This is a genomic window from Blastomonas fulva (genome assembly GCF_003431825.1).
Classification (GTDB): Bacteria; Pseudomonadota; Alphaproteobacteria; order Sphingomonadales; family Sphingomonadaceae; genus Blastomonas; species Blastomonas fulva.
The window spans coordinates 380186-401622 of record NZ_CP020083.1; the positions used below are offsets into that span (position 1 = coordinate 380186).

The 21437-nt window shown below is 65.0% G+C and carries 19 protein-coding genes; 13 read left to right on the forward strand and 6 right to left on the reverse strand.

Annotated elements, in window-relative coordinates:
* The first annotated feature begins 25 nt into the window (after window positions 1-25).
* From B5J99_RS01820 to B5J99_RS01835, 4 genes are all read left to right on the forward strand, one after another.
* Window positions 26-772 carry an SDR family NAD(P)-dependent oxidoreductase gene (locus tag B5J99_RS01820; protein ID WP_117353310.1) on the forward strand — a complete coding sequence of 249 codons (747 nt, stop codon included), beginning with the start codon at window positions 26-28 and terminating at the stop codon, window positions 770-772.
* Between the two features lie 33 nt (window positions 773-805).
* The gene (locus tag B5J99_RS01825; RefSeq protein ID WP_117353311.1) at window positions 806-1075 is read left to right on the forward strand and encodes a GIY-YIG nuclease family protein; all 270 of its coding nucleotides are present in this window, start codon (window positions 806-808) and stop codon (window positions 1073-1075) included.
* A 186-nt stretch (window positions 1076-1261) separates the two neighbouring features.
* Window positions 1262-2200: a 50S ribosomal protein L11 methyltransferase gene (locus B5J99_RS01830; RefSeq protein ID WP_054134130.1), complete on the forward strand. Its 939-nt coding sequence runs from the start codon at window positions 1262-1264 to the stop codon at window positions 2198-2200.
* A gap of 139 nt (window positions 2201-2339) precedes the next feature.
* Window positions 2340-3053 (forward strand): TIGR02117 family protein, encoded by a 714-nt coding sequence (locus tag B5J99_RS01835; protein WP_162892413.1) that lies wholly within the window; start codon window positions 2340-2342, stop codon window positions 3051-3053.
* Here B5J99_RS01835 and B5J99_RS01840 read toward each other — a convergent pair.
* From B5J99_RS01840 to recN, 4 genes are all read right to left on the reverse strand, one after another.
* Window positions 2992-4224 (reverse strand): RNA polymerase sigma factor, encoded by a 1233-nt coding sequence (locus B5J99_RS01840; protein ID WP_117351290.1) that lies wholly within the window; start codon window positions 4222-4224, stop codon window positions 2992-2994. The genes B5J99_RS01835 and B5J99_RS01840 overlap by 62 nt on opposite strands.
* Window positions 4224-4592 (reverse strand): YciI family protein, encoded by a 369-nt coding sequence (locus B5J99_RS01845; RefSeq protein WP_245991715.1) that lies wholly within the window; start codon window positions 4590-4592, stop codon window positions 4224-4226. Before B5J99_RS01845 ends, B5J99_RS01840 begins: the two co-directional genes overlap by 1 nt.
* A 79-nt stretch (window positions 4593-4671) precedes the next feature.
* Window positions 4672-6735, reverse strand: a complete 2064-nt coding sequence (gene ligA / locus B5J99_RS01850) for an NAD-dependent DNA ligase LigA (protein ID WP_117351291.1) — start codon at window positions 6733-6735, stop codon at window positions 4672-4674.
* Entirely contained in the window at window positions 6735-8396 is a 1662-nt protein-coding gene (gene recN, locus B5J99_RS01855) for a DNA repair protein RecN (protein ID WP_117351292.1), read from the reverse strand. Before recN ends, ligA begins: the two co-directional genes overlap by 1 nt.
* Before the next feature lie 216 nt (window positions 8397-8612).
* On the opposite strand from recN, the gene B5J99_RS01860 reads away from it, so the two are divergent.
* Complete coding sequence (locus B5J99_RS01860; RefSeq protein ID WP_117351293.1) at window positions 8613-9611, forward strand: MlaA family lipoprotein; 999 nt, start codon at window positions 8613-8615, stop codon at window positions 9609-9611.
* Between the two features lie 275 nt (window positions 9612-9886).
* Here the strand turns inward: B5J99_RS01860 and B5J99_RS01865 are convergent, their stop codons facing one another.
* Complete coding sequence (locus B5J99_RS01865; RefSeq protein WP_117351294.1) at window positions 9887-11410, reverse strand: fumarate hydratase; 1524 nt, start codon at window positions 11408-11410, stop codon at window positions 9887-9889.
* 581 nt (window positions 11411-11991) lie between these two features.
* Here B5J99_RS01865 and B5J99_RS01870 point away from each other — a divergent pair.
* From B5J99_RS01870 to B5J99_RS01905, 8 genes are all read left to right on the forward strand, one after another.
* Window positions 11992-14010 (forward strand): ribonucleoside-diphosphate reductase subunit alpha, encoded by a 2019-nt coding sequence (locus B5J99_RS01870; RefSeq protein ID WP_117351295.1) that lies wholly within the window; start codon window positions 11992-11994, stop codon window positions 14008-14010.
* A 74-nt stretch (window positions 14011-14084) separates the two neighbouring features.
* Window positions 14085-14447, forward strand: coding sequence for an endonuclease domain-containing protein (locus tag B5J99_RS01875; protein WP_211337863.1), 363 nt, complete (start codon window positions 14085-14087; stop codon window positions 14445-14447).
* A 117-nt stretch (window positions 14448-14564) separates the two neighbouring features.
* A complete protein-coding gene (locus B5J99_RS01880) occupies window positions 14565-15617 on the forward strand; it encodes a ribonucleotide-diphosphate reductase subunit beta (protein WP_054134121.1) in 1053 nt (350 codons plus the stop codon).
* Between the two features lie 53 nt (window positions 15618-15670).
* On the forward strand, window positions 15671-15940 hold the full coding sequence (locus tag B5J99_RS01885) for a DUF4160 domain-containing protein (protein ID WP_117351296.1): 270 nt from the start codon (window positions 15671-15673) through the stop codon (window positions 15938-15940).
* Window positions 15933-16199, forward strand: a complete 267-nt coding sequence (locus tag B5J99_RS01890) for a DUF2442 domain-containing protein (protein WP_117351297.1) — start codon at window positions 15933-15935, stop codon at window positions 16197-16199. The genes B5J99_RS01885 and B5J99_RS01890 overlap by 8 nt, the downstream gene beginning before the upstream one ends.
* The gene (locus tag B5J99_RS01895; RefSeq protein ID WP_117351298.1) at window positions 16196-16507 is read left to right on the forward strand and encodes a hypothetical protein; all 312 of its coding nucleotides are present in this window, start codon (window positions 16196-16198) and stop codon (window positions 16505-16507) included. Before B5J99_RS01890 ends, B5J99_RS01895 begins: the two co-directional genes overlap by 4 nt.
* A 39-nt stretch (window positions 16508-16546) precedes the next feature.
* Entirely contained in the window at window positions 16547-17455 is a 909-nt protein-coding gene (locus tag B5J99_RS01900; protein WP_117351299.1) for an HNH endonuclease, read from the forward strand.
* Between the two features lie 57 nt (window positions 17456-17512).
* Window positions 17513-20851, forward strand: coding sequence for a hybrid sensor histidine kinase/response regulator (locus B5J99_RS01905; protein ID WP_117351300.1), 3339 nt, complete (start codon window positions 17513-17515; stop codon window positions 20849-20851).
* Window positions 20852-20858: 7 nt separating this feature from the next.
* On the opposite strand, the gene B5J99_RS01910 is transcribed toward B5J99_RS01905, so the two are convergent.
* Window positions 20859-21431 carry a response regulator transcription factor gene (locus B5J99_RS01910; protein ID WP_425456479.1) on the reverse strand — a complete coding sequence of 191 codons (573 nt, stop codon included), beginning with the start codon at window positions 21429-21431 and terminating at the stop codon, window positions 20859-20861.
* Window positions 21432-21437: the final 6 nt, after the last annotated feature.

Sequence of the window (21437 nt, forward strand, 5' to 3'; positions counted from 1 at the left end):
GCACGCGCGGGCTATGCTGGCGCGCATGATCCATGTCGAACAGAACATCCTCGTCACCGGCTCCAGCCGCGGCATCGGCCGCGCGATCGCCGACACCCTGCATGAAGCCGGACACCGGGTGGTGGGCCATGCCAGCCGCCCGTTTCCCGACGACAGCCCCGATGCCCCGGCCTGGGATCTGGTCGATGCCGATTTCGGTGATTTTCGCGGTCCCGGCAGCCTGTGGGCCGAAGCGCTTGACCTGCTCGACGGGCGGATCGACGTCCTGATCAACAACGCCGGCATCTTCGCTGCCAACCCGATCGATTCAGGCGATGCCGAATGGCTTGCCGCGTGGGACGAGACGATGACGATCAACCTCACCGCCAGCGCGCAACTGTGCCGGCTTGCGGTGCTGCATTTTCAGGCAGGCGGGCAGGAAGGGCGCATCGTCAACATCGCCAGCCGCGCCGCCTATCGCGGCGACAGCCCGGCACACTGGCATTATGCGGCCTCCAAGGGCGGCATGGTGGCGATGACCAAGTCGATCGCGCGCGCCTATGCGTCGCAAGGCATCTATGCCTTTGCGATCTGCCCGGGGTTCACGATGACCGGCATGGCGGAGGATTACCTTTCCAGTCGCGGCGGCGACAAATTGCTCGCCGACATTCCGCTGGGCCGAGTCGCCATGCCCGACGAGGTCGCCACCATGGCCGCTTTCTGCGCCCTCGACGCCCCGCCGTCGATGACTGGCGCGGTCCTCGACGTCAACGGCGCGAGCTATGTGCGGTAGGATGCGAAGGCAGTGAAAGGCGGCTGGGTCTACATGATGGCGGATCGCTATCGTGGTACGATCTACACCGGCGTTACTGCAGATATTGGCCGCCGGGTAGAGCAACATCGCAGCGAAGGCGGATCGCGATTTGCAAAGCGCTACGGACTCTCACGCCTGGTCTATACAGAATGGCATGACGAGATCATATCAGCGATCGAGCGGGAAAAGGCGATCAAGAAATGGCGGCGACAGTGGAAGATTGATCTGGTTGAGGAAGCCAATCCGGAGTGGCTGGACCTGACGCCCCTCATGAATGCTTAGATGACATCTTGGCCTATCCATTTTCGTCACCCCCGCGGACGCGGGGGTCCCGCTTTCTTGCCATGTGTGCGCAGTAGCGGGATTCCCGCGTCCGCGGGAATGACGTAGGTGGCGTTTATCGATCTGTCGCGTTAGGTGGCTGGATCATATAGACCAAAGACCCAGACGCGACGAAGGACCCCCTCATTGGACAACTGGAAAGTCACCATTCCCTGCACGCTGGCCGAGGCGCAGGCGGTTACCGAAGCCGAGGATATCGACGAGGCCGCGTTCGGCAGTCCCAGCCTGGTGGCGAGCGAGGTCGATGCCTATGCCGACCCCCAGATGCCCGGAAGCTGGGCGATCCATGGCTATTTCACGCAGAAGCCCGATGCCCGGTGGATCCGCCGCCTGCGCGATCTGGTGCCCAGCGCCGATGGTCTGAGGCTGAAGCCCGAGCGGCTGCCCGAGGACGACTGGGTGACCATGAGCCAGTCCGGGCTGGAGCCGATCCGCGCCGGCCGCTTCTGCGTCCACACCCCCGAGATGCCCGCGTCGACCGAAGCCGGCATCACCAATTTCTGCATTCCGGCGAGCCTGGCGTTTGGCACCGGGCACCACAACACCACGCGCGGCTGTCTGATGATGCTCGATGCGATGAAGCGCCGCGGCCATGTCGTGCGCAGCCATATCGATATCGGCACGGGCACGGGCCTGCTCGCTTTTGCCGCAATGCACCTGTGGCCGCGCAGCTTTGCCACCGCGAGCGACATCGATCCGGTCTGCGGCCCGGCGGTCGTCGATAATGCCGAGGCCAACGGCGTTGCGCTGGGCCAGCGCCCCGGCGCGCTTGCGATGTTCATCGCCGAGGGGCTGGACGATGCCGATCTGCAGCGCCGCGCGCCCTATGACCTTGTCATCGCCAACATCCTGGCCGGGCCGCTGATCGAACTGGCGGGCGATATCGCTGCGGTCACCGCGCCGCAGGGACAGGCGGTGCTCTCCGGCCTGCTGGGCACGCAGGCGGACGCGGTGTCGCGCGCCTATCGGATGGTCGGCTTTCGCCTTGCCGAGCGGCTGGACCTGGGCGACTGGACCGTGCTGCGCTTGCGCAAGCGGGGCGGACGATGGACGGGCAAGGCGTAATCTCGCACCCGAGAGATTTCCCCGTCACCCCCGCGCACGCGGGGGTCCCGCTTCTGCCACGGCTGGCGCTCGAAAAGCGGGATTTCCGCATTCGCGGGAATGACGGGATTAAAGTCAGCCCAGGCCGGAAATCGGGTTGGTGATACGGCGTCTTCGCTCCATCCTCGGCTGGCTGCTGCTCGTCGCGGGGCTTGCCTTTCTTGCGGGAGAAGCCGGGGGGCTGATCGGCACCAACCGCGACTGGCGCGAACCCGATGACGGCATCACCATCTATGTCGAGACCAACGGCTTCCACACCGGGTTCATCCTGCCCGCCCAGGCAGAAGGCATGGACTGGCACGCGCTGTTCCCGCCGACCGATCTTGGCGACATGCGCTACCACGCCACCGGCGCCACCGATCATGTCGCGATCAGCTGGGGCGAACGCGATTTCTATCTCGCCACCCCGCGCTGGCAGGACCTGGACCCTGCCACCATGGCGCGCGCCGCGATCGGCAGCGATGCGACGCTCGTCCACATCTACCACATGACCCGCCCGCTCGAAGGGCGCTACGCCAGGCGGCTGGTGATCAGCCACGCGGCCTACCGCACGCTCGCCGCACGGCTGATGCAGGATATCGCGCTGCCCGAAACAGGACCGCTCGAGCCTATCCCAGGCTATGGCGGCGACGATGTGTTCTATCGGGCGCGAGGCCGCTATTCGCTGGTCAACAGCTGCAACGTGTGGACAGGCGACCATCTGCGCGCCATCGGCGTGCGCGTCGGCGTATGGACCCCGGCGGAGCACCACGTCATGCGCTGGTTCCCGCAAGCCGCGCCTCGAGGTACAGCCGCTCGGCGCGCGGCGGATTGAGCGTGAGCGCCGCGCGGTAGCTCGCCTGTGCCGCGCCAAAATCGCCGGTCGCCGCCTGAAGATGCGCGCGCGCGGCGTGCCAGGGCCGATAGGTCGCAAGCGCCGCCGCATCGAGTGCGTCGAGCGCAGCCAGCGCGGATTCGGCCCCTGCAAGCCTGCCGAGCGCAAGCGCGCGGTTGATCGCCACCACCGCCCCGGGCCGCATCGCCAGCAGCACATCATACAGCCGCACGATCGCCTGCCAGTCGGTGAAGCCTTCGTCGCGGCGACGGGCGTGCGTCAGATGGATCGCGGCCATGATCTGATAGGGGCCGCTGCGGCCCAGCGCCGCCGCCCGGTCCATCAGCCTGGCTGCAGATGCGATCAGCGGGGCATCCCAGCGTGCTGCATCCTGTTCGCTCAGCGGCACCATGCAGCCGGTTTCATCCACGCGCGCGCCACGGCGCGATTCGGCGAGTTGCACCAGCGCGGCAAGCCCCAGCACCTCGGGATCTCCCGGCACAAGTTCGGCCAGCATCCGCGCCAGCCGCAGCACCTCGGGCCCCAGATCCGCGGTCGGCTCGCTGCTGCCGGCATCCTGATAGGCCAGCGCATAGCCGATCTCCAGCGTCGCCAGCACCGCAGCCATCCGCTCTCCCCACAAATGCGGCTCCGGCGTTTCGAAGGGCACCTGTGCCTCGCGGATCTTGGCCTTGGCGCGTGTCAGTCGCTGGTACATCGCGGGCACCGCCATCAGGAAGGCCGCAGCGATCCGCTCGGTCGGCACGCCGCAGACCACGCGCAGCGTCAGCGCCGCCCGCGCATCGGGCGCGATGGCCGGGTGGCAGCAGATGAAGATCAGCCGCAGCCGCTCGTCGGGGATCGGTTCACCCGGCAGCAGTTCCGGCTCTGCCGCCACGAACGCTTCCGAAGCCGATTGGCTGGCGACCAGCTTGGCGAGCCGCGCGTCGCGCCGCAGCCGATCGATGATCCGCCGCCGCGCCGCAACGTGCAGCCATGCGGCCATGTTCGCAGGTAGCGGATCATCGCTGAACTGGCGCAGCGCGAGTTCGCTCGCATCGGCAAAGCCGTCTTCGGCCAGATCCAGATCGCGGAACCGCGCCGCCAGCGCGGCGACCACAACGGGGCGGGCCGCGATGATCGCCGCACCTGCCCCGCCCCGCGCGTCCATCAGCCCTCTGCGCCCATCGGCCAGATCGGTCGCACCTCGACCGATCCCTTGCCGGGCACGGGAATGCGCTTGGCCCATTCCAGCGCCTGATCGAGATCATCGACGGTGATGATGTAGAAGCCGCCCAGTTCCTCGTGGCTTTCGGCAAAGGCGCCATCGTGGATCTGGTGGCTGCCATAATCCCAGCGGATGGTGGTCGCGGTCGAAGCGGCCTTCAGCCGCTCGCCCGAAAACGGCACGCCCGCAGCCACCAGAGCCTCGGCCAGCGCCATATGCTTGGCCAGCGTGTCGGCGAGGATCGCCTCGCCATCCGGCCCGGCATAAACGCTTTCGTCTTCGTGGATCATCAGCATGTATTGCATCGTCATGTCTCCTTGGATCGAACGCCCCGCCACCGGGATGTTCCAACCCCATGACGAACGGGCGCGCGCGGATTCGACACGCGGATCAGGCGTTGCGCATGATTTCCGCCCATTCGGCCTCGTCGACCACCCGCACGCCAAGCTCGGCGGCCTTTTTGAGCTTTGATCCCGCGCCGGGCCCCGCCACCACCAGATCGGTCTTGGCCGAGACCGAACCGGCCGATTTCGCCCCCAGCCGTTCGGCCTGCGCCTTGGCTTCATCGCGGCTCATCGTCTCCAGCTTGCCGGTGAACACGATGGTCTTGCCGCTCCATTCGGTTTCGCGCGCGGTGGAGACGAAGGCGGCGGGGCGGACTTCGGCGATCAGGTCGTCAAACACCGCTGCGTTATGCGGTTCGTGGAAGAAATCGCCCAGGGCTTCGGCGACCGCGGGACCGATGCCGTCGATTCCGGTGACCTCGGCGACGGCTTCGGCATCGCCCGATGCCAGCCGGTGGCCGATCGTGCCCATCGCCTCGACGCTGCCGAACGCCTTGACGAGATCCTTCGCGGTGACCGATCCGACATGGCGAATGCCCAGAGCGAACAGGAAGCGCCCCGGGTCTGCCCCCCGCCGCGCCTCGATGCTGGCGAGCAGGTTGTCGACCGACTTTTCCTGCCAGCCCTCGCGCGCGAGGATGGCGGAGCGGTGCTGCTTAAGCCGAAAGATATCGCCCGGTTTCTCGATGAAGCCCGCGTCCAGGAACTCGGCGATCGTGCGTTCACCCAGCCCATCGATGTCGAGCGCGGCGCGGCTGACAAAGTGCTTGAGGCGTTCGCGCTGCTGCGCGGGGCAGATCAGCCCGCCGGTGCAGCGGACATCGACCTCGCCCTCCTCGGCGACGGCTTCGCTTTGGCACACAGGGCAGCGTTCGGGAAAGGCATAGGGATCGCGGGGTTCTTCGCGGGTCAGGTTCTCGACCACCTGGGGGATCACGTCGCCCGCGCGCTGGACGACCACCCGGTCGCCAGGGCGCACGCCCAGCCGCGCGATCTCGTCGCGGTTGTGCAGGGTGACGTTGGAGACAACGACGCCGCCGACGGTCACCGGGGTGAGCCTGCCGACCGGGGTCAGCTTGCCGGTGCGCCCGACCTGGATATCGATCGCCTGCAGTGTGGTTTCGGCGCGCTCGGCCGGGAACTTGTGCGCCAGCGCCCAGCGCGGCGCCTTTGCAACAAAGCCCAACCGCGCCTGCCAGTCGAGCCGGTCGACCTTGTAGACGACGCCGTCGATATCATAGGGCAGGTCCGCGCGCTGCGCCTCGATGCTGCGGTAATGCGCGAGCAGGTCTTCGAGCGATTCGACGCGTTGCAACAGCGGCGAGACGGGCACGCCCATCGCGGCAATCGCCTGCATCACTTCGTGCTGCGTATCGCCCGGAACCTCGCTCGCGACGCCCCAGCCATGCGCGAGGAATCGCAGCGGACGCGCGGCGGTGACCTTGGCGTCCTTCTGCCGCAGCGATCCGGCAGCAGCATTGCGCGGATTGGCGAACAGTTTCTCATTCCGCTCGGTCTGCGCAGCGTTGAGCGCGGCAAAGTCCGCCTTGGACATGTAGACCTCACCGCGGATCTCGAGGATCGCGGGCGCCTTTCCGGCAAGACGCTCAGGAATATCCGCAATCATCCGCACATTGGCGGTGACGTCCTCGCCCACCTCGCCATCGCCGCGCGTCGCGGCGCGCACGAGCACGCCCTGCTCGTAACGCAGCGAGAGCGACAGCCCGTCGATCTTGTCCTCGGCAGTCAGCGCGAGCATCTCGTCCTCGGGCAGCGCCAGATAGCGCCGCACCCGTACGACGAACTCGGCGATGTCCTCGTCCGAAAAGCCGTTGTCGAGGCTCATCATCCGCTGCTCGTGCCGAACTTTGGTGAGCGGCGATGCCTCCACCGCCGCCCCCACCATCCGGCTGGGACTGTCGGCGCGGATCAGATGCGGAAAGGCCGCTTCCAGCTCATTGTTCCGCCTCACCAGAGCGTCATAGTCCGCATCGGAAATCTCCGGCGAATCCTCGGCATGATACAACCGGTTGTGGCGCGCGATCTTCTTGGCGAGCCGCTGCAGCTCGATCGCGGCTTCGGCTTCGGAGAGCGTCGATACGTCCTTCATCACACCCTCTCCAGCAACCGATCCGCCTGCGCCCTGGCCTCGGGCGTGATCTCCGCGCCAGACAACATCCGCGCGATCTCCTCCTTGCGGTCGGCGTCGTCGAGCAGGCGCACGCCGGTTCGCGCGACGGTGCCGTCGGAGGTCTTGGCGATCAGCAGGTGGTGCGCGCCGCGCGCGGCGACCTGGGGCGAGTGAGTGACGACCAGCAATTGCGTGGTGAGCGCCAGCCGCGCCAGCCGCTCGCCGATGGCAGAGGCCACCGCGCCGCCGACGCCGCGGTCGATTTCGTCGAAGATCATCGTTTCGGCCCCGCCCTGTTCGGCCAGCGCGACCTTCAAGGCGAGGATGAAGCGCGAGAGTTCGCCTCCGGAAGCGATCTTCATCAGCGGCGCGAAATCGCTGCCGGGGTTGGTCGAGATCAGGAACTCGACATGGTCCATGCCTGATGGCCCCCAGCGCGTTTCGTCCAAGGGATCGACCAGGGTCCGGAAGCGCGCGGCATCAAGCTTGAGCGGGATCAGCTCGCCCTGCACCGCCGCATCGAGCGCCTTGCCCGCCTTGGCGCGCTCGGAGCTCAGCGCCTCGGCTGCGGACACATACGCGGCCTTGGCAGCATGGCGGGCCTTGTCGAGCGCGGTGAGATTCGCCCCGCCCGATTCGAGCGCAGCCCAGTCCGCCTGCATACGGGCGAGCAGATCGGGCAGCGCGTCGCCTGCGACATTGTGCTTGCGGGCAAGCGCGCGCAGATCGAACAGGCGGCGCTCCATCTCGTCGAGCCGCACCGAATCATAGGTCAGCGCCTCGGACGCCGCGCGCAATTTGGCCTCGGCATCGTCAGCCTCGATCACCGAGCGGTCGAGCGCTTCCAACGCCTCGTTGAGCAAGGGATGCTCCTCGGCGATCCGGTCGAGCTTGCGCGCCGCGCCGCGCAACTGCGCCAGCGCGCCCTTCGACCCTTCGAAGGTCGCAAACAGATCGGCGATGTCGCCCGACAGCCGCTCGCCCTTCTGCATTGCGGCGCGATCGCCCGCGAGCTCCGCCTCTTCGCCCGGCTGCGGCATGAAGGCGGTGAGTTCGGCGAGGTTGTGCTCGAGCAGATCGCGGTCGCGCAACGCGGTGTCAATCGCGGCATTGGCATCGGCGTACGCGCGCTCTGCGGCCTGCCAACCGCGCCAGGCCGCGGCGACGCCTGCGACATCGCATCGCCCGAAGCTGTCGAGCAGATCGCGATGCCCCTTGGGGTTGATGAGGCCGCGATCGTCATGCTGGCCGTGAATCTCGACCAGTAGCACGCCAAGGTCCCGCAGCAGCCCGGCCGAAACCGGCTGGTCGTTGACGAAGGCCCGGCTGCCGCCATCGGCGCGCACTTGCCGCCGGATCAGCAACGGCTCGCCCGGCTCCTGCGCGATATCGTTGTCGCCCAGCAACGCCGCGACGGCAGCATGGCCTGCGACATCGAACCCGGCGATCACCAGCGCACGCTCAGCCCCCTGCCGCACCAGCCCGCTATCGGCGCGCGCGCCCATCGCGAGGCCCAGCGCATCGAGCAGGATGGATTTGCCCGCGCCGGTCTCCCCGGTGAGCACGCCCAGACCGCGATGGAAATCGAGGTCGAGCGCCTCGATCAGCACCAGGTCACGAATGGCAAGCGACAGCAGCATGGGACGTGCTTTAGAACATACAGTGGACAGGTGGGAACAGCTTTTTGGAGCACAGCCCTGCAGGGATCGGCTGCATGGCGCAGCAGATTTGACGCGACGGTGATTGACTTGTCCTCGATCCGCCCATAGCTCCCGAAAAACAGGGGCGGCACGTGCAAAGAAAGACAGCGCGAACATGATGACGTACCCTCACCGCGCATCCAGCGGATTCCTGAAATGAGCCTTGCAGGCCTATCGCTGGCGTTCGTGCTCATCGGCACACCGCTGGCTCCCGATAGCGCGGACCTGCCGCAGATCGTCGCCATGGAACAGGCCAGCACCGCTGCGCCGCAGCCCCTGGCACCTGTGCCGACCACGCTCCCGCCCTGCCCGCAGGGCGCCGCCTTGCCCTCTGCCTCGCCCGCACCCGGGGAACAGACGCCCGTGCCGGCCGAGCAGGGCGCGATCGTTGTCACCGCACGCCCCGATTCGGAGCCGGGCGACCCGATGGTGCAGCTCAACGCGCAATCCTATGAGGTCGTGCAGGAGGTCGACGAGGCGCTCGTCGGGCCGGTCGCGATGGCGTACAAGGATGCGATCCCCAAGCCGATCCGGCACGGCCTGCGCAATTTCCTGCGCAATCTCACCGAGCCGATCGTGGCGCTCAACTTCATGCTCCAGCTCAAGCCCGGCAAGGCGGCGGAAACCGTCGGACGGTTCGCGCTGAATACCACGCTGGGCATCGGCGGGCTGTTCGATGTCGCCAAGCGCGATCCCTTCAAGCTGCCCTACCGCCGCAACGGCTTTGCCAACACGCTTGGCTATTACGGCGTCAAGCCGGGCGCCTATCTGTTCCTTCCGCTGATCGGCCCGACCACGGTGCGCGATCTGGTGGGCGGCGCGATCGACGGGATGTTGCTGCCCTCGGTGGCGGGCGCACCGTTCAACGACCCATATTTCACCCTGCCCGCCGCCACGCTGAGCGCGCTGCAGGGCCGGATCCAGATCGACGAACAACTGAACGCGCTGCGCACCTACAGCAACGACCCCTATGTCGACGCGCGCGATTTCTATCTGAAGCGGCGCCAGGCCGAAATCGACGCGCTGCGCGGACGAACGCAATATCCGGATGGCGAACTTCCGTTCGTCAACCCGGGCACCGGCGGCCCGGTGCCGATGACGCCGATCGTGCCAGTGACGCCTGGCGTGAATTGCGTGCCGGTGGGTGGGTACTGAAGCGAGGGCTGCGGCGGGCATCCAATAAGCCCGTTCAGCCTGAGTGTGTCGGAGGTACGCGCCAAAGCTTGCCCCACACTCCACCGTCATCCTGAACTTGTTTCAGGACCCATCGCGCCCCAAGGACCGAAGCCGCGTGGGGAGAAATGGGCCCTGAAACAAGTTCAGGGTGACGGGTTTTCAGTCACGGAAGGCAGTGCGGGGCCTTCGACAGGCTCAGGCTGAGCGGAGGTGGGGCGTCACTCGCGATTGCGCGATCTCCACCCCCTTCGCTCTCACGCCCCCTGCAACAGCCCTTCCTTTGCGATCCGCTCTTTCCACACGAGCGGCGCGAGCTGGTGGACATTGTTGCCTTCGCTATCCACCGCGACGGTCACCGGGAAATCGCTGACCTCGAACTCGTAGATCGCTTCCATGCCCAGATCGTGGAAGCCTACGACCTCCGAGCCCTTGATCGCGCGCGCGACCAGATAGGCCGCACCGCCGACCGCCATCAGATAGGCGCTCTTGTGATCGCGGATCGCCTCGACCGCTGCGGGTCCGCGTTCGGCCTTGCCGACCATCGCGAGCAGGCCCTGTTCGAGCATCATCCGGGTGAACTTGTCCATCCGCGTGGCGGTGGTGGGCCCTGCGGGGCCGACGATTTCCTCGCCCACCGGATCGACCGGGCCGACATAATAGATCACCCGGCCACGGAACTCGACCGGAAGCGGCTCGCCCTTGCTGAGCATGTCCTGGATGCGCTTGTGCGCAGCATCGCGCCCGGTGAGCATCTTGCCGTTGAGCAGCAACCGGTCGCCCTGCTTCCAGCTCTGCACCACGTCTGGCGTCAGGTTATCGAGATCGACGCGGATCGCAGCCTTGTCCGGCGTCCAGTTGACGTCGGGCCATTCGGCAAGCTTGGGCGCTTCGAGATAGGCAGGCCCCGATCCGTCGAGCGAGAAGTGCGCGTGACGAGTCGCGGCGCAGTTGGGGATCATCGCCACCGGCTTGCCAGCGGCATGGCACGGCGCGTCCATGATCTTGACGTCGAGGATGGTGGAAAGCCCGCCCAGCCCCTGCGCGCCGATGCCCAGCGCGTTGACCTTGTCGAAGATCTCGATGCGCATCGCCTCGACGTCGCTCTTGGGCCCGCGTGCCTTCAACGGGCCCATGTCGATCGGGTCCATCAGCGCCTTCTTGGCGAGCAGCACCGCGTGCTCCGCCGTGCCGCCGATGCCGATTCCCAGCATGCCCGGCGGGCACCAGCCGGCGCCCATCTGCGGGATCATCTCGAGCACCCAGTCGACGATGTTGTCGCTGGGGTTCATCATCTTGAACTTCGACTTGTTCTCGCTGCCGCCGCCCTTGGCCGCGACATCGACGTGCACATGATGCCCCGGCACCATTTCGACGTGCAAAACACAGGGAGTATTGTCCTTGGTGTTGCGGCGGGTGAAGGCGGGGTCGGCCAGTACCGACGCGCGCAGCTTGTTTTCGGGGTGCAGATAGGCGCGGCGCACGCCCTCGTCGACGATCTCCTGCAGCGACTTCGATGTCTCGTCCATGCGGCAGTCCATGCCCCATTTGACGAACACATTCACGATGCCGGTGTCCTGGCAGATCGGGCGATGCCCCTCGGCGCACATCCGGCTGTTGGTGAGGATCTGCGCGATCGCATCCTTGGCCGCGGGCGACTGCTCGGCCTCGTACGCTTCGCCCAGCGCGCGGATATAATCCATCGGGTGGTAATAGCTGATGAACTGCAGCGCGTCGGCAACGCTCTCGATCAGATCGGCTGCGCGGATGGTAACGGTCATTGGCATTCCCCCGGATACTGGCGGCGCGGCTGTGGCGCTGTCGGATGAAGTGCGACCGTCTCTATTGTGCAGATGATGCTATCGCAAGGTGGCCCCCAAGGGAATGTGCGATGGCGATAGCCGGGCGATTCTCCCGCTTCGGTTTTCCACCCCCCAAAATTTGGCGTGCACAAGCCTGTGGAGAGGAAATTGTGGGGAAGCCGCAATTGCCCCCTTGCACTTTTTCGGCGCGGCTTTGGAGCGCGCGTCGCACTGTCCGCAGCCCGTCCCGCCATCGACGAAACGAATCCCAGATACGACGAACCGTTATGCAAATTAACCATTTACCCTCTTGCGCGGGATTCAGGATGAGGCACTATAGGTAGTGGGGTACGCAGCTGGGGCATACCAATAGCAGTGGACACAGAAGCATCGCGGGGGCAGACAAGCGCCTTCGCGTCAAGGGTTTTTGACCCTGTTTCGGCCTTCTGTTGGGGATAAGTTTTCCCCCGCTGATCCCGACAAGATGCTATACGGGACGCTTGCGCCCCGAGTCGAACATTAGCGGAACAAAGTGCCGCACAACAGATTATGGGGGCGTCATGGATTTCAGAGATACGGGCAAAGGCAACGCAGGCGATATGGGTGAATCAGATGTACTGGAAGCAGCCGAAAAGGCAGGAACCGCAACCGCTGCAGCAGCGCCGACCGGCGCGCTGGCGGCAGGCGAATCCAGCGCTGCCGAAATGGCGTTGATCGCGATGGCCGCGACTCAGGCAGCCGCAGCGCTGCCCGCCGACGTTCGCGACAGCAAGACCGTCGAAGCGCGCCGGTTTACCATTGTCAACGATACCAGCCGCGATGCGCTGCTCACCGATTTCGGCAAGGAAACGCTGGAAGACCGCTATCTGCTTCCCGGCGAGAACTATCAGGACCTGTTCGCGCGCGTGGCCGATGCCTATGCCGACGATCAGGAACACGCGCAGCGGCTGTACGATTATATCTCCAAGCTGTGGTTCATGCCCGCAACCCCGGTGCTGTCGAACGGCGGCACGGGTCGCGGCCTGCCGATCAGCTGCTATCTCAACAGCGTCGACGACAGCCTTGAAGGCATCGTCAACACCTGGAACGAGAACGTCTGGCTCGCCTCGCGCGGCGGCGGCATCGGCACCTATTGGGGCAATGTCCGCGGCATCGGCGAACCGGTCGGCCTCAACGGCAAGACCTCAGGCATCATTCCGTTCGTCCGCGTGATGGATTCGCTGACGCTGGCGATCAGCCAGGGCTCGCTGCGGCGCGGTTCGGCAGCGTGCTATCTCGACGTCTCGCACCCCGAGATCGAGGAGTTCCTCGAGATCCGCAAGGCGTCCGGCGACTTCAACCGCAAGGCGCTCAACCTCCACCACGGCGTTCTGCTGACCGACAAGTTCATGGAAGCGGTGCGCGATGGCGCGGACTTCGACCTTGTCAGCCCCAAGGATGGCAGCGTCCGCAACACCGTCAACGCGCGCGCCTTGTTCCAGAAGCTGGTCGAGACGCGGCTGGCCACGGGTGAGCCGTACATCGTGTTCAACGATACCGTGAACCGGATGATGCCCGCGCACCATCGCGAGCTCGGCCTCAAGGTTTCGACCTCCAACCTGTGCAGCGAGATCACCTTGCCCACCGGCCGCGATCATCTGGGCAACGACCGCACCGCGGTGTGCTGCCTGTCGTCGCTCAACATCGAGACCTGGGACCAGTGGCACGACGACAAATTGTTCATCGAGGACGTGATGCGCTTCCTCGACAATGTGCTGCAGGACTATATCGATCGCGCTCCGCCCGAAATGGCGCGCGCGCGCTATAGCGCGATGCGCGAGCGTTCGGTCGGCATGGGCGTGATGGGCTTCCACTCGTTCCTCCAGGCGCGCGGCCTCGGCTTTGAATCCGCGCTCGCCAAATCGTGGAACATGAAGATCTTCAAGCACATCGCGGCCAAGGCGTCCGAAGCCTCGATGATGCTGGCGCACGAACGCGGCCCCTGCCCTGATGCGGCCGACCAGGGCGTGATGGAGCGGTTCAGCTGCAAGATGGCGATCGCGCCGACCGCGTCGATCTCGATCATCTGCGGCGGCACCTCGGCGTGCATCGAGCCGATCCCGGCAAACATCTATACCCACAAGACGCTCTCGGGCAGCTTCGTGGTCAAGAACCCGTATCTGGAAAAGCTGCTCAAGGAAAAGTCGAAGGATTCGACCAATGTGTGGAACACGATCCTGGAAAAGGGCGGCTCGGTCCAGCATCTCGATTTCCTGAGCGCGGAAGAAAAGGACGCGTTCAAGACCAGCTTCGAGATCGACCAGCGCTGGCTGCTCGAACTGGCAGCCGACCGCACGCCGTATATCGACCAGGCGCAGTCGCTGAACCTGTTCATCCCCGCCGACGTCGACAAATGGGACCTCTTGATGCTGCACTTCCGCGCTTGGGAATTGGGCATCAAGTCGCTCTATTACCTGCGCTCGAAGTCGGTTCAGCGCGCAGGTTTTGCCGGCGGCGTCGAGGCCGACAACACCATCGAAGCGCCCAAGTTCGAACTGGGCGAGACGACGGACTACGACGAATGCCTGGCGTGTCAGTGATTCAATCCCTCTCCCTGCGGGAGAGGGAGGGAGCCGCGCAGCGGCGGAAGGGTGAGGGCGACAAGGGGGCAATCATGCGCACCTATCACCGCCAACCTTCCGGCACCGTCTCCCGCGCCCGCCAGCTGCGCCGCGATGCCATCGATGCAGAGCGCGCACTTTGGTTGGCCCTGCGCGAGAATTTCCCGGCTGCGCGGTTTCGCAGACAGGTACCGATCGGGCCGTACTACGCCGATTTCCTCAGCTTCCGCGCAAAGCTGGTGATTGAAGTGGATGGCGGCCAGCACGATCTACAGACCGAATATGATGCCGCCCGGACGCGCTTTATCGAAGCGCAGGGCTATCGGGTCATCCGGTTCTGGAACAGCGACGTTCTTCCCGATCCGGAAGGTGTCGTGAACGAAATATCCCTCTGCCTTGAGGCGGGGAAAGAATGACGAAGTCGCGGAAGGGCAAGGGTGACAACCTGAACTCAGCCGCATCACCCTCACCCTCCCAGGCTATGCCTGGGCCCCTCCCTCTCCCGACGGGAGAGGGGTTCAAGGAGCAACCGCATGTCCCTTCTCGAAGCCCGCACCCAGTACAAGCCCTTTGAATACCCCTGGGCTTATGATTTCTGGAAGCGCCAGCAGCAGATCCACTGGATGCCCGAGGAAGTGCCTCTGGGCGAGGATTGCCGCGACTGGGCGCAGAAGCTGACCGAGCATGAGCGCACCTTGCTCACGCAGATCTTCCGGTTCTTCACCCAGGCCGATGTCGAGGTGCAGAACTGCTATCACGACAAATACGGCCGCGTGTTCAAGCCGACCGAAGTCAAGATGATGCTGACCGCGTTCAGCAACATGGAAACCGTGCACATCGCCGCGTACAGCCATCTGCTCGACACCATCGGCATGCCCGAAAGCGAGTACGGCATGTTCCTCGAATATGAGGAAATGAAGGCCAAGCACGATTACCTCGCCGAATTCGGCGTCGACAATGACGAGGATATCGCGCGCACGCTCGCGATGTTCGGCGGCTTCACCGAAGGCCTGCAGCTGTTTGCATCGTTCGCGATGCTGATGAACTTCCCGCGCTTCAACAAGATGAAGGGCATGGGCCAGATCGTCAGCTGGTCGGTGCGCGATGAAAGCCTGCACTGCGAAGGCATCACCAAGCTGTTCCACGCCTTCTGCGCCGAGCGCAACTGCCTGACCAAGGCGGTGAAGGAGGACATCATCGACTGCTGCCAGAAGACCGTGCGGCTCGAAGATGCGTTCATCGATCTGGCGTTCCAGGACGGCCCCGTCCACGGCATGACCGCCAAGGAGATCAAGCGCTACATCCGCTACATCGCCGACTGGCGTCTGGGCCAATTGGGCTTTGCCCCGGTGTACATGATCGAGGACCACCCGCTGCCCTGGCTCGCACCTCTGCTCAACGGTGTCGAACACGCCAACTTCTTCGAAACCCGCTCCACCGAATATTCCAAGGGCGCGACCCGCGGCAACTGGAACGACGTCTGGAGCGCCTTCGACAAGCGCCAGAAGAAGGGCGCGGCGAACGAGGCCGCGGTCATCGACGACGGCGAGGACATGTTCAAGCAGGCAGGGATCGCTGCGGAGTAAATACCGTTCTCAATCCCTTTCGATGGGGCGGCGCAGAGCCATGAGGTCGACCGATGCCGATCATTTCGATGTTCTTCGGTATCGTCATCCGCATGTATCATAATGATCATGCGCCGCCCCATTTCCACGCAAGCTATCAAGGGTTCGAGGCGCTGTTCCGTGTTGCCGATGGGTCGGTTTATGCCGGGGCACTCCCGTTAAAGGCGCAGCGGATCGTGCAGGAATGGGCAATTCGCCATCAGGACGAATTGCTCGCCAATTGGCAGCGCGGCGTCGATCTGCTACCAATGGAACTCGTTCCTGGAGCAGACTTCGATGATTAAGATCACCAGCTGCAAAGCCGATGGCGACCTGCGCCTTCGCCTGACATTCTCGGATGGAAGCACCGGCATCTGGAACGCCGCTCCCCTGCTGGCGAGCAAGGACACCCCTCTGACCATCCCGCTGCGCGAGCCGCAGGCATTCGCTCGCGCCTTTATCGACAACGGCGCGCTGGCATGGCCCAACGGGTTAGAGCTTGCGCCGTGGACGCTGCATCAGGAAATGGAAACGGCGGGGTTGCTGTCGAAAGAGGCGGCATGATCATGAAAAATCAGGATTTTGCTAACGCGAGCTGGCTGAGCGCCGATGTGACGAATGCAGATCGCGCCAACTTGGCACTTTCTGCCATAGAAGATTTTGTCGCATCAACTGGGGTTGATTGCCCCCATGACGCCATTGCAGACCTGATAACGGACCTGCTCCATCTGGCGAGGGGAAGGAATCTTGACCCTGAAAAGCTATGTGCAGACGCGCTAGGTATGTTTAGGACTGAAACAAACTGTGACGCTGAGGGCGAGATGGCGCTGCTTCAAAGTCGCTTTCGGCAGATTCTACCGGACGTGGAATAAAGGATTCCCACCGACGCAGAAATCTGTAACTCCTTCACCATGACCAAGGGAGTTCTCATATACAAAGCTGACTCGGATTATAACGACGATCCGACTTCGCAGTACCAGTTTCCTTCAAAGCTCTATCTTTCTCGAGCTACCACCCTGGTCGGCGATTGGGTTGTTTTTTTGGAATCGCGGCGTGGTGGCAAGCGCGGGTATTTTGCCGCCGCTCGAATCCAATCCCTAGCTCCGGATCCAAAGGACCCCACACGCCACCTTGCTGTTATTGAGCCTGGTAGCTTTGTTGAGTTCGACCAGCATGTCCCATTCAGCGACACAGATGGCCCACTTGAGCGGGCTCTGCTAAGGCCTGACGGCACCCAATCTGGCGGCAAACAAGCGGCTGTCCGGCCCATCTCAGACGCCGATTTCAATCGCATTATCGAGCGAGGGTTAATCGACGGCGATGACCTTTTGCCAAGACATGGCGAGGCACTACCCGGCAGAATAGAAAATCATCTCAATGAGATCGCCACGCCGTTTTTACATGAAATTCCAAGGGCCCGGACAGAAATACTCTTATCGCGTGCAATTCGTGACCGAGCGTTCAGACGAAACGTGTTAGCAGCCTATGGCGAACGATGCGCGCTTTCAGGGCTGAAACTGCTGAACGGCGGCGGCCGCGCCGAGGTTGAAGCAGCACACATCAAGCCGGTCCAGCATGGAGGGCCAGATGCAGTCGCCAACGGATTAGCCTTGTCAGGCACAGCCCATTGGATGTTTGACCGTGGATTGATAGCCCTTGGGGATGATCATTCGATTGAGATTTCTCGTTACGTGAATGATGTCGATAGTGTCGCAAAATTCCTACTGCCCAATCGAAGGGCTGCTGTGCCTTCAAACCCTGCGCACCGACCACACCCACATTTTCTTGAGTGGCATCGACAAAACGTGTTCAAGTCTTAGTTACTCCCCTAACCTCCCGGCACGGCGCTCGCGCCTTTGGGGGATGGACACACCAGCATGAGCCTGCCGTCGGCGGCATTGTTCGGGCTTGCGATGATCGCGCTGCTTTTTGCGGTGGCAGCGGTGGTCGAGGGGCGTGCGGGGCTGGCGGTTCGGCGGCCCTGGCTGCGGCATGTTGCGTATACGCTGGCGCTGGGGGTCTATTGCTCGAGCTGGACCTTCTATGGCGCGGTGGGCAGCATCGTGCGCGATGGCTGGCAGTATCTGCCGATCTACCTCGCGCCGATCTGCCTGTTGCTGTTTGCGCCGCGCTTCTTGCGGCGGCTGGCCCATGCCGTGGCCGAAGAGCAGGCAACCACGGTGTCCGATTTCATCGCCGCGCGCTTTGGCCATGATGGCGGCGTCGCGCGGCTGGTGACGCTGATCGCGCTGGTTGGCACCATCCCTTATGTCGCGCTGCAGTTCCGCTCGATCGGCGGCGCGCTCGCCTTTGCCTCGGGCCAGTCAATCTCCGATGCGACGATGATCGGCGCGGCGGCGCTGCTGGCGCTGTTCGCGATCCTGTTCGGCGCGCGGCGCTATGAACTCGCCGGGCGCAGCGAGGGGCTGGTCTATGCCATCGGCCTTGAATCGGTGATCAAGATCGTCGCGCTCACTGCGGTCGCGGGCGTCGCGGTGATGCTGCTGATCAACGCCGATGCCGCATCAGTCGACAGCGGGATGGCGCTGCTCGCCGCCAACTTCCGCCCCGAACGGCTGTCGGTCGACTTCGGCGTGATCTTCCTCATCTCGATCATGGCGATCATCGCCTTGCCGCGACAGTTCTATATGGGACTGGTCGAGGCGCAGGAGCCCGGATCGCTCGACCGCGCGCGCTTTGGCCTCGCCGCCTATCTTGCCGTCATGGCGCTGATGGCGCTGCCGATCGCGCTTGCCGGGGCCAGCCTGATGCAGCCGGGTGAGGGATCGGACCTCTATGTGCTCCAGGTTCCAGCCTTGGGCGACAGCGGCGCGGTGCTGGTGCTCGCGCTGATCGGCGGGATCAGCGCGGCGGCGTCGATGGTGATCGTCGATTCGACTGCGCTCGCCACCATGGTCTCCAACGACCTCATCTTCCCCGCGCTGCTGCGATCCCGTCAGTCTGATGCAGCGGAAGGCGCGCTGGGCAAAAGGATGCTGCAGGTGCGGCGGCTGTCGATCCTGGGGATCGTGGTCGCCGCGCTCGCCTGGGCGCTGCTGATCCCCGCGAAAAACACTCTGGCATCGATCGGCCTGGTCGCCTTTGCCGCGATGGCGCAGTTCACTCCCCACCTGATCCTCGCGACGCAGGCGAGCGGGCGCGATGCGCTGGCGGCGCGCGTCAGCCTCAGCATCGGCTTTGCGCTGTGGCTCTACACGCTGGCGCTTCCGCCGATCCTGCCCGATATGGTCGCGCAGGTGCTGAGCGGCAGCCTGTTCGATCCGCTGCGGCTGTTCGGCATCGGCAACGCCTCGCCTTTGGTGCACGGCGTTGCCTGGAGCCTGGGGTGCAACCTGCTCGCCTACAGCCTGGTCGCCGCGCGCAAGGTGCAGACGCCGCCGCTGCCGTGGACGCTGCGCGGCCAGCAGAAGATCAGCGATCTCGACGACCTTGCCCGGCTGACCGCGAGCTTTGTCGGACAGGAGCGCGCGCGCGCCGAGTTTCCCGATGCCGCCCCCGGCGTACCTGTCACCCGCGCCGCCGCGCAGCGCGCGCGCGACCTGATCGCGCGCGTGGTCGGGGCATCCTCGGCGCGCGCATTGGTCGCATCGGCGCTGGCGGGGAGCCAGATGAGCCTCGCCGATGTGACGCGGCTGCTCGGCGAGCGCGGCCAGTCGCTACGCTTCTCGCGCGAACTGCTCGCGGCGACCTTCGAGCATGTCGATGCCGGGATCAGCGTGGTCGATTCCGAGATGAACCTGGTCGCGTGGAACAGCCAGTATCTCGACATTTTCGGCTACCCACCGGGGCTGGTCCGGGTCGGCACACCGATCGCCGATCTGATCCGCTACAACGCGCGGCTGGGCGATTTCGGCTCGGAGGACATCGAGCATCACGTCCGCAAGCGGCTCAATCACATGCGGCGCGGGCAGCCGCACAGCTTCGAGCGGCAGCGCAAGGATGGCCGGGTGATCAAGACCGTGGGCGGACCGATGCCCGGCGGCGGCTATGTCACCAGCTTTACCGATATCAGCGACGAGGCTGAGGTGCGCGACGAGCTGGAGCGCACGCTGGCGCAGCTCGAACAGCGCGTCGCCGAGCGCACCGGCGAGCTGAGCGCCGCCAATCGCCAGCTGGCCGAGGCGACGCGCGACAAGACGCGTTTTCTCGCCGCTGCCAGCCACGATCTGCTCCAGCCGCTGCACGCCGCGCGACTGTTCACCGCCGCGCTGGCGCGCGATGCCGCGCCCAACACGCAAATGCTCGCGGGCCGGGTGGACAGCGCGATCAGCGCCGCCGACGGGCTGATCCGCGCGCTGCTCGACATCAGCCGGCTGGATGCAGGCGGGGTCGAGCCCAGCCCCGAGCCGGTCGCGCTTGCGCCGTTCCTCACCGATCTGGCGCAGAGCTTCATGCCGATGGCGGAGAGCAAGGGGTTGGCCTTGCGGATCGGCGCGCTGCCCGGAGACGTCCACACCGATCCCGGACTGCTGCGCTCTGTCCTGCAGAACTTCCTCTCCAATGCGCTGCGCTATACGCAGGACGGCGGCGTTCTGATCGGCAGCCGTCGGCGCGGGAACCGGGTGCGGATCGATGTCTACGACACCGGCGTCGGCATCGCGCCCGAGCAGATCCAGAGCATCTTTACCGAGTTCACCCGGCTGGGCGAGGTCGAGGCCGACGGACTGGGGCTGGGCCTCGCTTTGGCCGAGCGGATCGCGCGGCTGCTGGGCGGCGAGATTTCGGTGCGATCGGTGCCTGGCAGGGGGAGCCGGTTCAGCCTGTCGCTGCCGCTGAGCGCGCCGCAGATGGCAGCACCGGTGCCTGCGCGCGCGGTTCCCACGCCGTCACCCACGCGGGCGCTGGACGTGCTGGTGATCGACAACGATGCGCTGATCGTCGAGGCAATGCTATCCTTGCTGACCAGCCTGGGGCACCGCGCGACAAGCGCGGCCGATCCGGTGCAGGCGCTGTCGGCTGCCGGGCCGTTCGATGCCGCGCTCGTCGATTTCCACCTCGGCACCGCGACCGACGGGCTGGCGCTGATCGCGGCGCTGCGGCTGCAGCACCCCGAGCTGCCTGCCGCTCTGGTGACCGCGCAGGGATCGCCCGATCTGGTGCGGCGCGCGGGCGCGCTGGGGGTACCGGTGATCGCCAAGCCCGCGGCGGCGGCGGACATCACGGGGTTTCTGGCAGAGGCAGCGGGCACGCCCTGAATGCGCTCTAATGCTTTAGGTTCAACCCCAGCGAGCGCGCGACCAAAGCCGCCTGGGTGCGGTTCTGCACGCCCAGCTTGCGCATGATCACGGTCATGTGCGCCTTCACCGTTGCTTCGCTCATCGCAAGATCGTGCGCGATCTGCTTGTTGAGCTTTCCGTCCAGCACCTCGAGCAACACCTTGAGCTGGGTCGGGGTGAGCGAGGCAATCTCCTGCTGCACCTCTTCCTGCGGGCCAGTGGGCACGGGCTTGGTGGCACGTCCCCCGAGCGCCCGCGCGATGGCCTGTTCGATCGTGTCGAGGTCGCTGTCCTTGGACAGAAACCCCACCGCGCCCAGCTGCCGCGCCTCGTCGGCGACGCCCGCCCCTTCGGCGCTCGAGACGACCAGGATCGGTACCTCGGGGCGTTCGGCATGCAGCAGCGCGATGCCGGAATAGCCCACCGCGCCGGGCATCTTGAGATCAAGCAGGATCAGCCGCAGCCCTTCGGCTGTGCCTGCCGCGCGCGCCGCCGCGGCGAGCGTGCCACATTCCAGAATCTGTGCCTGCGGAGCCACCCTGCCGACCGCCAGGATCAGCGCCTG

What these genes read in the sequence shown, in the direction of transcription:
- recN (WP_117351292.1), bottom strand. Translation starts at nt 8,396, where the DNA reads ATGCTGCTGTCGCTTGCCATTCGTGACCTGGTGCTGATCGAGGCGCTC.
- B5J99_RS01880 (WP_054134121.1), top strand. Translation starts at nt 14,565, where the DNA reads ATGTCCCTTCTCGAAGCCCGCACCCAGTACAAGCCCTTTGAATACCCC.
- B5J99_RS01885 (WP_117351296.1), top strand. Translation starts at nt 15,671, where the DNA reads ATGCCGATCATTTCGATGTTCTTCGGTATCGTCATCCGCATGTATCAT.
- ligA (WP_117351291.1), bottom strand. Translation starts at nt 6,735, where the DNA reads ATGAAGGACGTATCGACGCTCTCCGAAGCCGAAGCCGCGATCGAGCTG.
- B5J99_RS01895 (WP_117351298.1), top strand. Translation starts at nt 16,196, where the DNA reads ATGATCATGAAAAATCAGGATTTTGCTAACGCGAGCTGGCTGAGCGCC.
- B5J99_RS01840 (WP_117351290.1), bottom strand. Translation starts at nt 4,224, where the DNA reads ATGGACGCGCGGGGCGGGGCAGGTGCGGCGATCATCGCGGCCCGCCCC.
- B5J99_RS01865 (WP_117351294.1), bottom strand. Translation starts at nt 11,410, where the DNA reads ATGACCGTTACCATCCGCGCAGCCGATCTGATCGAGAGCGTTGCCGAC.
- B5J99_RS01875 (WP_211337863.1), top strand. Translation starts at nt 14,085, where the DNA reads ATGCGCACCTATCACCGCCAACCTTCCGGCACCGTCTCCCGCGCCCGC.
- B5J99_RS01900 (WP_117351299.1), top strand. Translation starts at nt 16,547, where the DNA reads ATGACCAAGGGAGTTCTCATATACAAAGCTGACTCGGATTATAACGAC.
- B5J99_RS01905 (WP_117351300.1), top strand. Translation starts at nt 17,513, where the DNA reads ATGAGCCTGCCGTCGGCGGCATTGTTCGGGCTTGCGATGATCGCGCTG.
- B5J99_RS01860 (WP_117351293.1), top strand. Translation starts at nt 8,613, where the DNA reads ATGAGCCTTGCAGGCCTATCGCTGGCGTTCGTGCTCATCGGCACACCG.
- B5J99_RS01845 (WP_245991715.1), bottom strand. Translation starts at nt 4,592, where the DNA reads ATGACGATGCAATACATGCTGATGATCCACGAAGACGAAAGCGTTTAT.
- B5J99_RS01890 (WP_117351297.1), top strand. Translation starts at nt 15,933, where the DNA reads ATGATTAAGATCACCAGCTGCAAAGCCGATGGCGACCTGCGCCTTCGC.
- B5J99_RS01870 (WP_117351295.1), top strand. Translation starts at nt 11,992, where the DNA reads ATGGATTTCAGAGATACGGGCAAAGGCAACGCAGGCGATATGGGTGAA.
- B5J99_RS01825 (WP_117353311.1), top strand. Translation starts at nt 806, where the DNA reads ATGATGGCGGATCGCTATCGTGGTACGATCTACACCGGCGTTACTGCA.
- B5J99_RS01820 (WP_117353310.1), top strand. Translation starts at nt 26, where the DNA reads ATGATCCATGTCGAACAGAACATCCTCGTCACCGGCTCCAGCCGCGGC.